This is a genomic window from Streptomyces hirsutus, from assembly GCF_001418415.1.
Taxonomy (GTDB): Bacteria; Actinomycetota; Actinomycetes; order Streptomycetales; family Streptomycetaceae; genus Streptomyces; species Streptomyces hirsutus.
Map to the genome: position 1 here is coordinate 1 of NZ_LIQT01000646.1, position 10,892 is coordinate 10,892.

9 protein-coding genes are annotated in these 10,892 nt (G+C 69.7%); 2 read left to right on the top strand and 7 right to left on the bottom strand.

What is annotated here, in order from left to right:
• Positions 1 to 43 precede the first annotated feature (43 nt).
• The 6 genes from AOK11_RS44225 to AOK11_RS43685 form a co-directional block, all read right to left on the bottom strand.
• A complete protein-coding gene (locus AOK11_RS44225) occupies positions 44 to 271 on the bottom strand; it encodes a hypothetical protein (RefSeq protein WP_055597934.1) in 228 nt (75 codons plus the stop codon).
• A gap of 204 nt (positions 272 to 475) precedes the next feature.
• Positions 476 to 2,005, bottom strand: coding sequence for a UDP-N-acetylglucosamine 1-carboxyvinyltransferase (locus AOK11_RS36570; protein ID WP_055597935.1), 1,530 nt, complete (start codon positions 2,003 to 2,005; stop codon positions 476 to 478).
• 81 nt (positions 2,006 to 2,086) lie between these two features.
• On the bottom strand, positions 2,087 to 2,287 hold the full coding sequence (locus tag AOK11_RS41180) for a DUF4236 domain-containing protein (protein WP_055628691.1): 201 nt from the start codon (positions 2,285 to 2,287) through the stop codon (positions 2,087 to 2,089).
• Between the two features lie 535 nt (positions 2,288 to 2,822).
• On the bottom strand, positions 2,823 to 4,277 hold the full coding sequence (locus AOK11_RS36575) for a DUF6056 family protein (RefSeq protein ID WP_079035307.1): 1,455 nt from the start codon (positions 4,275 to 4,277) through the stop codon (positions 2,823 to 2,825).
• A gap of 67 nt (positions 4,278 to 4,344) precedes the next feature.
• Positions 4,345 to 5,772: a glycosyltransferase gene (locus tag AOK11_RS36580; RefSeq protein WP_079035308.1), complete on the bottom strand. Its 1,428-nt coding sequence runs from the start codon at positions 5,770 to 5,772 to the stop codon at positions 4,345 to 4,347.
• A gap of 422 nt (positions 5,773 to 6,194) precedes the next feature.
• Positions 6,195 to 6,446, bottom strand: coding sequence for a hypothetical protein (locus tag AOK11_RS43685; protein ID WP_167353878.1), 252 nt, complete (start codon positions 6,444 to 6,446; stop codon positions 6,195 to 6,197).
• Between the two features lie 304 nt (positions 6,447 to 6,750).
• On the opposite strand from AOK11_RS43685, the gene AOK11_RS36585 reads away from it, so the two are divergent.
• Positions 6,751 to 7,452, top strand: coding sequence for an RICIN domain-containing protein (locus tag AOK11_RS36585; RefSeq protein WP_157869529.1), 702 nt, complete (start codon positions 6,751 to 6,753; stop codon positions 7,450 to 7,452).
• Between the two features lie 694 nt (positions 7,453 to 8,146).
• Here the strand turns inward: AOK11_RS36585 and AOK11_RS36590 are convergent.
• Positions 8,147 to 9,919, bottom strand: a complete 1,773-nt coding sequence (locus AOK11_RS36590; protein ID WP_055597938.1) for a phosphatidylglycerol lysyltransferase domain-containing protein — start codon at positions 9,917 to 9,919, stop codon at positions 8,147 to 8,149.
• Positions 9,920 to 9,999: 80 nt separating this feature from the next.
• Between AOK11_RS36590 and AOK11_RS36595 the strand changes: the two genes are divergently transcribed.
• Positions 10,000 to 10,857, top strand: a complete 858-nt coding sequence (locus AOK11_RS36595) for a hypothetical protein (RefSeq protein WP_240497628.1) — start codon at positions 10,000 to 10,002, stop codon at positions 10,855 to 10,857.
• The last annotated feature ends 35 nt before the right edge of the window (positions 10,858 to 10,892 follow it).

Consider the following 10,892-nt stretch of genomic DNA (forward strand, 5'->3'; position numbering starts at 1 on the left):
TCCCGACTCAGGACACTAGGGTGATGCGCCGAAAAACCGGAACTTAAGTTTCTTGCCGGTTTTTGGTGGCTGGCGGGGTGATCCTGGTGAGGTGGTCGGCGAGGGATTTGAGGATCTCGTCGGCGGTCTTCGTCCGGACGAAGGGCCGGGGCTGCTCGTTCCGGTCGGCGAGCCGGGCCCTGCGCCACTTCTCCGCCTCCGAGCAACTGGAGGCCGGTGAATCGGTCGTCTCCCTGACCCGATGGATCGGCCACTCGGACCCCGGGTTCACGCTCAAGAGGTACGCGCACCTCCGGCCCCGCGCGGGTGCGCGGCAGCGCCACTGCCGACGCGCTCCTCGCGCAGCCTGGACGACCGGCAGAAGCCCGGTCCCGGCCCAACGTCCCAGAGGAGTCCCACAGGTGCCGCCGCACCCCCTTCAGACCCGCATTCATACAGGTCACGTGGGGTGTGGCGGCATCATTGCGGCAGAGATTCAGATGTCCCGGAAGATCTCGATCTGCGCCCCGACCGAGTTGAGGCGCTCGGCCAGGTCCTCGTAGCCGCGGTTGATGACGTAGACGTTGCGGAGCACCGAGGTGCCCTCGGCGGCCATCATCGCCAGCAGGACGACCACGGCCGGGCGCAGGGCCGGCGGGCACATCATTTCGGCGGCGCGCCAGCGGGTGGGGCCCTCCACCAGGACGCGGTGGGGATCCAGGAGTTGGAGGCGTCCGCCGAGGCGGTTGAGGTCGGTCAGGTAGATGGCGCGGTTGTCGTAGACCCAGTCGTGGATGAGGGTCTGGCCCTGCGCCACCGCCGCGATCGCCGCGAAGAACGGGACGTTGTCGATGTTCAGGCCGGGGAACGGCATCGGGTGGATCTTGTCGATCGGCGCCTCCAGCTTGGAGGGCCGGACCGTGAGGTCGACCAGCCGGGTGCGGCCGTTGTCCGCGACGTACTCGGGGGTGCGGTCGTGGTCGAGGCCCATCTCCTCCAGGACCGCGAGCTCGATCTCCAGGAACTCGATCGGCACCCGGCGCACCGTCAGCTCGGACTCCGTGACGACGGCCGCGGCGAGCAGGCTCATCGCCTCGACCGGGTCCTCGGAGGGGGAGTAGTCCACGTCGACGTCGATCGTCCGCATGCCGTGCACGGTGAGCGTGGTGGTGCCGATGCCCTCGACCTTGACGCCCAGGGCCTCCAGGAAGAAGCACAGGTCCTGGACCATGTAGTTGGACGAGGCGTTGCGGATGACGGTGACGCCGTCGTGCCGGGCGGCGGCCAGCAGTGCGTTCTCGGTGACCGTGTCCCCGCGTTCGGTCAGCACGATCGGGCGGTCGGGGCTGACGGAACGATCCACCACCGCGTGGTACTGGCCCTCCGTCGCGGCGATCTCCAGACCGAACCGGCGCAGCGCGATCATGTGCGGCTCGACGGTGCGTGTACCGAGGTCGCAGCCGCCGGCGTACGGCAGCATGAAGCGGTCCATGCGGTGCAGCAGCGGGCCGAGGAACATGATGATGGACCGGGTGCGGCGGGCCGCGTCCGCGTCGATGGACTCGAGGTCCAGCGTGGCGGGCGGCACGATCTCCAGGTCGACGCCCTCGTTGATCCACCGGGTGCGGACGCCGATCGAGCCCAGCACCTCCAGGAGGCGGTACACCTCCTCGATGCGGGCGACGCGGCGCAGCACTGTGCGGCCCTTGTTGAGCAGCGAGGCGCACAGCAGTGCCACGCACGCGTTCTTGCTCGTCTTCACGTCGATGGCGCCCGAGAGGCGGCGGCCGCCGACGACCCGCAGGTGCATGGGGCCGGCGTAGCCGAGAGAGACGATCTCGCTGTCGAGCGCCTCGCCGATGCGGGCGATCATCTCAAGGCTGATGTTCTGGTTGCCGCGTTCGATGCGGTTGACGGCGCTCTGGCTGGTAGCGAGTGCCTCCGCCAGCTGTGCCTGTGTCCAGCCGCGGTGTTGCCGGGCGTCACGGATGAGCTTACCGATGCGTACGAGGTAGTCGTCTGACATGAGACTGAGGCTATCTCAGATATGAGATGGCGCCTCCCGGGGGGTCCTTGGGTGGGCCATTCGGGTGATGCAAAGTCAGTATCACCTGCCGCGCCGGGTGCTGCGCGTGCGCCGCCACCCGAAAGGTCCGGGCAAATCCATCGATGTCGTACGACGTCCGGTGGTGCTCGTGGTGTGCCGCGGGCCACGCTTGCCGCCGGTGGTGATGGACATGGAGCGCTTGTTGATGTTCAGGCGCACCCCCGGAAAAATCCTGAAGCTCTTGCGGAACGTGAGCGGCATCCCTGCCTCCCTCTGTGACAGTGGAAACGCGGCGCCCGGGCCGGGCTCCGCGCGAACTGGCTTCGTCTCCGTGCGGTTACCCCGTCCGGGTGCGGTGATGGCAGTCGGGGAGGGTGGGTTTCGGGACCGCGAGGAGCGTGGGGGAAATGTTCCGGAAGGCATCCCGGAAGGCATCCCGGAAGGCATCCCGGGATGCCTTCCGGGATGGGGCCCGGAGCGAGGGCACGAGGTTGGTTTGTCCGGATCGGTATGCCCGGAGCGGGTGCCCGGAGTCCGGGGAGGGGTCCTGTCCGGTGCGCCAGTCCACCGCACTGCCTGTGAGGGGCTGCTCAGGAGTGGGTGGTCGGTTCGCGAGGAGGCGGGCCCTGGCCCGTGCCCGGCGCACGGCAACGACGGGGAAAGGGACTTCGGGTCCGGACTTCGTGGGTCACGGATTCAGGTCTGTGACCGGCGGGTTTGTCCGCTGTCGGCGTCGGCGTCGGCGTCGAGGGGCATCTTGCGGGCCAGGCTGTGGCGGGCCTGCTCGGGCAACGCCTCACCCTCGGTGTTCCGTTCCGTCCGTGACCTTCTTCACCTGGTAGTAGACAGCGACACAGGAGGCAGGCCACGGCCGCTCATCGCTGCTGAACGGTTCCAGCATGCTGCTGATGGCGAGCGGCTTGTAGGGCAGCACCGTCGCTCCCGCCGCGGCCCGCTCCCGGAGCAGGCGGTCCTGGCGGTCCCAGGCCGTGGCCCGCACCCGCATGTCCGACTCCAGGTCGCGCAGGGACATGGCGACTACGGCCGTGACGCACACGCCCAGGAGCGCGGCGCCCGCGGCCACCGGCGCCGTGCCACGGCGGTACCGCCGTACCGTCAGGTTCCCGAGGAGACCGCCCGCGCCGACGAGCAGGAGGAGCAGCGGGAACAGGTAGTCGTTCCACAGCCTGTTGGCGGTCGCGACCGAGGGGCCGAACGCCGGATAGGCGATGACCGTGCATACGTATCCGGAGAACAGCAGAGCCGCTGCCCCGGACCCCAGGAGCAGGGGCGCCCTGCGGTCGGGGCGGGGGATGCTCCCGTCCGCGCGGCGAGCGAGGACGCCGATCAGCACGCCCACGGCGATCGCGCCGACGTACTGCCAGGTCGTCAGCAGGGTATGGAGGATCTGCGCATATCCCCGCATCGAAGCGTAGAGCGATTCGGGCGTGAACAGGGAATCCGCTTGGTAGCGTGCGCGGCGGTTCCGTGAGCCGGGTGAGGTGAGGAGCACGGCGGTGCCGATGAGGATGCCCGCTCCGGCAGCGGCACACCAGGCCCGTACGAAAGCGAGCTGTCCGGCCGGGAAGGTCCGGCGGCCCAGCAGCAGGGCCAGGGCGAGGAGCACCAGGGCGACCACGGAGGTCTCCTCCGACAGCGTGCCCAGGACGGCTCCGACGACGCACGCGAACGCGACGGCGAGGGCCTTTCCGCGCCGCGAGGTCGCGAGCAGGGCCGGGATCGTGGCGGCGGCCGCGAGCACGGGCGGGAAGGTGTGGGAAACCGACGAGGCCGGCCAGAAGAAGGTCTTGTACGTGTTCGTGGAGGCGAAGCAGAAGACGGCCAGGACCATGGCCGCGGAGAACAGCGGGACACCCCGGGGCAGCCGCCCCCCGGTGCGCCGCAGCAGTGCCGCCGCCCACGCCCACAGGAGGACCAGCATCACGGCCGCGCTGATCCCCGCGTACCACTGCTGGCCCGCCACGCCGAACGAGGCGTAGGAGGCGACGAGCACGCCGTTGGCGATCCGTCCGTTGCCCGTGGAATAGAACTGGTTCACCAGCGCCATGAAGCCTTCGTCACGTACGAGAGGCAGGAAACACCACTCGTCGGCACTCGGGCGTACCCAGCGTGCGAACCATGAGGCTCCGCCCAGAAGCGCCAGCGGAACGAGGGGCAGCAAGGCCATACCCGCCGGGACGAGGCGCAGGGAGGAGAGGGCCGGGTTCCCCCCACTGACGTGCCCGCTCACGTCCGTACCGGTCTCCTCGACGGGCCGCGCGGGCGCCGGGCGGCCCCCGACGTCCGCGCGAACGGCGTCAACCGAAGACGGGGTCGTTCTGTTCCACCTCGGCAGGACCGTTCGGAGCCGTGCCCGCAGTGTCCGCCGGCCGACGGCCGGAGTTGATGGCCCAGCGGGCGAGGAGGAAGGTGACCGGCGTAACGAGGACCCCGGCGACAAGGGCGGCGACATTTTTGTCCATTCCGATTCGGCTGACAGCTACGTAGAGAAGCACGCCGGAGGCCACCAGGTTGAAGCCGCTGGACAGCGGATACCGGAGAAACGCGCGCCACCTCGGACGGGTCCGGTAGGTGAGGTAGGAATTGAGGAAGAAGGAACCGACGACACTGATCGAATATCCGAGGACATGTGCCGTGAGATAGAGGATCCATTGGTTCAGGGTGGCGTAGACGGCCAGGTATACGGCGGTATTGACGAATCCGATCATCACGAAGGTCGTGAACTGCCGTGTTGTCGTGGAACGGCCTTTCGGGCGAGTGACCGATCCGTGCTGCGGAGGGCGGGGCCTCGGGGCGGGGTGCTCGTCGGTTTCCCGGACCACGAAGGAAGGGCGGCGTTTCACCTCGTGATAGATGCGGCCGACGTATTCACCGATGATCCCCAGGGTGATCAGCTGGATTCCACCCAGCCCCACCACCGCCATCAGCAGTGTGGCGTAGCCCGGGACGGAGGCCCCGTGGAGCGCCACGTCGGAGGCCACCCACGCCGCGTAGGCGAGTGCGGAGAGAAAGCACCAGAAGCCCGCGTAGATGGCCAGCCGCAGGGGCCGGTTGTTGAAGGACAGCAGCCCGTCGATGCCGTAGTTGAGCAGATGGCGATTCCCCCACTTCGAGCTGCCCGCGGGCCGCTGGGCGTTCCGGTAGGTGAAGCTGGCCGTCGTGAAACCGATCCAGGAGAAGATCCCCTTCGAGAACCGGTTGGTCTCCGGCAGTGACAGCACCGTGTCCACCGCCTGGCGTGACAGCAGCCTGAAATCCCCGGCGCCGTCGAGCACCTCCACCTCCATGAGGCGGCGCACCAGAGCGTAGTAGCAGCGGCTCAGCACGGTGCGCGTCGTGCCCTCCCCGTCGCGGTTCCGCCGGGGGATCACCTGGTCGTACCCCCGCCCGTGGAGTTCGAGCATCCGTGGGATGAACTCCGGGGGATGCTGCAGATCCGCGTCCATGAGGACCACCGCCTGCCCCCGGGACATGCGCAGGCCGGCGAGCATCGCGGCCTCCTTGCCGAAGTTCCTGCTGAGCACGGTGTACCTGACACGCCGGTCGGCGACACCGAGTCCGCCGATGATGTCCCGCGTGCGGTCGGTACTGCCGTCGTCCACGTAGCAGATCTCGTAGTCGAGTCCGGACGGGCCGAGAACATCTCCGACGGCCGAGTGGAACCTCTCGATGACGGCAGCCTCGTTGAAGCACGGTACGACCACGGAAAGCTGAGGAGTCGCCAAACCAGTCTCCTGACCGAGCACGCCGGAGTGGTGCTGTCCGCCGCACGGAGGTGGGGTAGTGGTCCCTGGTGTCGTCAGGGACAGAATTCAGGGGCATTCGACCTTTATTCGCCGGCCAAGAGGCGGAATCACGCGTCTACGCGCTGACGAATGACCCATTCGGCCCCGTTGGGCGGTCCGGTGGATATGGCCTCGCCGTCCGCGGGGAGGACACGCGTCGGACCGGACCGGCGGAACGCGGCGGTGGTGACGGCGGCGCCACCGGACGCGGGTCACCGTCGGACGAAGCGAAACCGGGTGGTGGAGGGAACGGCGGAGTGATGAATCACGTGGATGCACCCCGGAACAGCGGGCGCCGATGGCCCCGGGCAGCCCTCGTGGCCCTGTGCGGGGTGTTGGCCCTCACGCCGGCGGGCGGCTCGTCACCGCCCGCCGGCAGGGCCGGGAATCCGATGGCCGAGGGCCTCGACGACGTCGCGGAAAGGAAGGGCTGCCCCCGCACCGTGGTCGGAGTCGCCCACGAGGACGATGATCTTCTCTTCATCAGCCCGCGCGTCGTACGGCTGGCGGAGCGAAAATGCCCGGTGCAGGTGGTCTACGTGACGGCCGGCAACGACAGACGCTCCGCCGGTGCCGGCAGTTTCGCCGCTCGTCGCGAGGTGGGTGTGCGACATGCCTACGCGCGGCTGGCCCGGGGGGGCGAAGGGCTGGACGCCGGATCCCCTGCGGGTGGGCCCGGAACGGATTCCTTCCCACACCCTCCGCAGCGCCGGCGGAGAGATCCGCCTGACCTTCCTCCGGCTGCCGGACGGCCTTCCGCGGGGCGGCGGCGCTGTACTCGACAGACACCAGAGCCTTCTCCGCCTGTTCCGAGGGAAGATCACTGTCATCGACGCCCTGGACTCCTCCCGCAGGTACGACGAAAAACGTCTGATCGCCACACTGGCGAAGATCATGGAGCAGTGGAAAGCGGAGGATGTGCTGACGCTCGATTTCGACAACGTGAAATTCGGCGGGCCGTGGGTGAAGGGCGCGGATCACAGCGATCACGGCATTTCCGCACGATATTTCCGCAGCGCCGCATACGCGATGCGGGTCAGGCCGCGGGTCATTCCGTACCGGGGTTACGACATTTCTCTTCTACCGGCCAATCTGGATTCCGGGCAACGCAGAACCAAGGCCACCGGAATCGTCACCTATGTGGAAACGGTGAGATGTTCGCCGCTGCACTGCCCGCGCCCGGACATCGTCATCGACACCTACCAGAAATGGCTCGCCCGGGAGTACCCAAGGCGCCATCGTGCCCCGAAACGAGGGGAAATCGTCTCGGACATCGGCAGGGCACCCTCGCGCGGTGCGACCGAGCTGTGCCTGGACTCCGCCCGTGACGCCTCCGGGGTGAGTGTGCACCCGTGCGACGGTTCCGCGAGCCAGAGCTGGGAGTTCGCACCGGACGGGGCCGTCCGGCCGACCGGCTCCACGAGATGCCTCACCGGCGGTCCCGGGATCGGACTCGGCACCTGTTCCGGCGGGGCGCGGCAGGCATGGCGGCGGGACGGGCAAGGCCGCATGGCGGCCGGAGGCCGCTGTCTGACCCAGGACGACATGGCGCGGACCACGCCCCGCCTGCACATGAGTGCCTGTACCCCGTACCGGCCGGAGGTGGTGTGGCGCTGGTGAGCCCTGCGGGTGCCGCCCGCGGCTCGCTCTGCGACCCGAGCACCATCCGCACACCACGGGACCGGGGCGGGAAAGACCGACGAATGGACCGGCGAGGACCGGCCGTTCGCCCCGATGGCGGACGACGAGATCGGCGAGGCCCTGGAACTGCTGTGGGGGCAGCGCAGCGGTCAACACCTGGATGAAGCGCATGACGCCGACGGACTCCCGGACCTCAGCGCTCTCTGTCAGCCTTGGGCGAGAGGCAGAGGGCGGTGAGCGTCAGTCGAATGGCCCGCCACCCGCGGCCGGCGAGCCCGGCGTGTACGGCCGCCCACACCAGGCCCCACTCCCGGCGTACGAGGAGGGCTGCGGCTCTCACCGGACGGTTCCTCGAAGTCCGCTGTGCGACGGGCCGGGGGCTTTGGGCGACCGCCGCGCACGGCCCGACGGCAGCCGCTCGGTCCCCCGTGGGTGCGGAAGGGAAGCGTGCGCCGCGCGGCGCAGAGCGAGGGCCGTCCTCCCGCAGTGCGGGGAACCGGGCCCGGTGTCCGACCGGAACAGACCGAGTACCGGCGGGGCCTGGGGGTGTCTCCCTCGTCCGCCCGTGGGGCACGTTCGCTGATCACCAGGTCAGCGTGGCACCACGGCACCGGATGCACACCCCGAATCCCCGTCGCGTCGGCCCGGAACCGGCGTCCGGGCCCGGAACCGGCTACGGCCCGGGGTCCGTACTCCTCATGCGCTGCCGGTTGAGCCATTTCGGCAGCCCCGGTGCTTCGAGGAAACCCTCGGCGCGGGCGCTCGCCACGGTGATGCGCAGCAGGTCGGCGCTCTTCTCGAAGAGCAGGTACCGCGGCTCCCAGACGGGCCGGTACTTGGCGTTGGCACGGTACAGCGACTCGATCTGCCACCAGCGGGAGAAGAAGCTGAGCAGCGAGCGCCACAGGCGCAGCACCGGCCCGGCGCCGAGCCGGGAACCGCGCTCGAAGACGGAGCGGAACATCGCGAAGTTCAGGGAGATCTGACGGATTCCGAACTCCCCGGCGTGCTGGATCAGCTTCAGCACCATGAACTCGAAGAGGCCGTTCTCGGAGTCGCGGTCCCGGCGCATCAGGTCCAGGGACAGCCCTTCGTCGCCCCAGGGCACGAAGCTGAGCAGGCCGCGCAGGCGTTCCCCGTCGTGACAGAGCACCATCACGCAGCGGCCGTCCTGCGGGTCGCCGAGGCGGCCCAGCGCCATGGAGAAGCCGCGTTCCGTCTCACCGTCGCGCCAGTCGTCCGCGAGCCGGATCAGCTCGGCCATCTCCTGTGGCGGGATGTCCTCGTGACGGCGGATCCGGACGGCGTAGCCCGCCCGTTCGATACGGTGGTAGGCCTGGCGCACACCGCGCATGGCGCGGCCTTCGAGGGTGAACTCACCGAGGTCGACAATCGCCTCGTCACCCAGTTCCAGGGCGTTCAGGCCATGCCGGGCGTAGACCGTGCCGCCCTCCTCGCTCGCGCCGATCACGGCCGGGGCCCACCCGTGCTCCCGGGCCTGGGCGAGCCAGCGGTCGATCGCCCCCGGCCACGCCTCCGGGTCGCCGATCGGGTCGCCGGACGCCAGCGACACCCCGCTCACCACCCGGTAGGTGACGGCGGACTTGCACGACGGGGACCAGACGACGCTCTTGTCGCGCCGCAGCGCGAAGTACCCCAGGGAGTCGCGTTCCCCGTGCCGCTCCAGCAGCGCGCGCAGGCCTCGCAGGTCTTCCCCGGTCATGGCGTCGACGGCCCGGCGGGAGCGGAACGCCGCGTACAGGACCAGCAGGACCAGCGCCGTGCTCATGATGTTGATCAGCACATTGGCCCACCTGGGCGTGGTGATGGTCCCGAAGTGAACGTCCTCGTAGGCGAGGGAGACCATGCGGAGCACCCCGTAGTGCCAGCGCTGCAGGAAGGTGGAGCGCACGGCGTCCCGGTCGGTGTTGGTCACCGTGACCAGCGCGGTGGCAAGCAGCGAACACGCCAGGAATCCGCCCACGGCGACCGAAGCCGCCAGCTTCGGATTGGACCGGTCGCCCTTCGCGTGGAACTCGCGCCGCCCGCCGAGCAGGGCGGCGACGAAGAGCGCGGTGAGGAACACCGAGAACCAGTTCTGGGCGTGCTGCCGGTAGACCGGCAGTCCCAGCGCCAGGGCGGTCAGGGCCAGCACCAGACCGGCGAGTACGAGATTGAGGATCCACGCCGCGCGCTTGCGCCGCCGCATGGTGACGGCCAGAAAGAGCGAGACGGAGCCGGAGAAGAACCCCGCCGTCAGCAGATAGGGCGTGAAGAACTCGTCGTCGTTGTGCCGCCGGATGTCGTTGCCGAACGAGACCCATACCCCGGCCAGGAAGTTGACGAACGCCACGGCCCGCAGATACCAGACCGCCGACAGGTAGCAACGCCGCGACCGGCTCCCCCGATCGCTCCCCGCCTGCCGACCTGGCCGAGCACGCCTCATGGATGTGACGATAGGAGCTGAAAGAGCTGTATATGCGCTCCACGGCTTTGTCGGTGGGTTGCGCCGCTTGCAGTGCCTTCGTGCTCCTCGGGATGATCTGCGCCCTCGCCTCGGCGATCTGTTACGGAACGGCCTCCGTCCTGCAGGCCGTCGCCGCGCGCGCCGCGGAACCCGGAACCGGCTCCGGCCTCGACCCTGCGCTGCTGTCGCGCGTCCTGCGCCAGTGGCGCTGTCTCGCCGGCCTCGCCCTCGACGGGATCGGTTTCCTCTTCCCGATCGTCGTGCTGCGCTCCATCCCGCTCTACGCGGTGGGCTCGGCGCTCGCCGCCGGCCTCGCGGTCACCGCCGTGGCCGCCGTCCGGCTGCTCGGCATCCGGCTGAGCCGGACCCGGTGGGGCGCGGTCGCGGCGGTCTGTGCGGGGCTGACGATGATCGGCCTCGCGTCCGGCCCGGAAGGCAACCGTGCCGCGCCCGCAGCCCTGGGCCGGTCGCTGCCGGCCACCGTTGTCGTGGTCCTCCTCTCCGGCGCACTGCTGGGCCGCCTCCCCGCCGGGCCGCGCGCCCTGCCGCTGGGTCTCGGTGCGGGTCTGGGGTTCGGCACGGTCCAGGTCGCCGTCCGGCTGATCGACTCCCTGGCCGTACCCGGAATCCTCCTCGACCCGGCGCCGTACGCGCTGCTGGTGGGCGGAGCGACCGGATTCCTCTTCCTCACCTCGGCGTTCCAGCGTGGGTCGGTGACGGTGGCGACGGCGGGCATGGTGCTCGGCGAGACGATCGGCCCCGCCCTGGTGGGCGTGGCATGGCTCGGCGGCCGGCCTCGCGAGGGCCTGCAGGGGCTGGCGTTCGCGGGGTGCGCGGTGACGGCGGCCGGGTCGCTGACGCTCGCGCGGTTCGGCGAGCCGTCGTCGGAGGGCGCCGGGGAGAGGAGCCCGGGGTAGCTGTACGCGGCGGGGTGGGGGAGCTCGGGCGGGCT

What these genes read in the sequence shown, in the direction of transcription:
- AOK11_RS36570 (WP_055597935.1), bottom strand. Translation starts at nt 2,005, where the DNA reads ATGTCAGACGACTACCTCGTACGCATCGGTAAGCTCATCCGTGACGCC.
- AOK11_RS41180 (WP_055628691.1), bottom strand. Translation starts at nt 2,287, where the DNA reads ATGCCGCTCACGTTCCGCAAGAGCTTCAGGATTTTTCCGGGGGTGCGC.
- AOK11_RS43685 (WP_167353878.1), bottom strand. Translation starts at nt 6,446, where the DNA reads ATGTCGCACACCCACCTCGCGACGAGCGGCGAAACTGCCGGCACCGGC.
- AOK11_RS36590 (WP_055597938.1), bottom strand. Translation starts at nt 9,919, where the DNA reads ATGAGGCGTGCTCGGCCAGGTCGGCAGGCGGGGAGCGATCGGGGGAGC.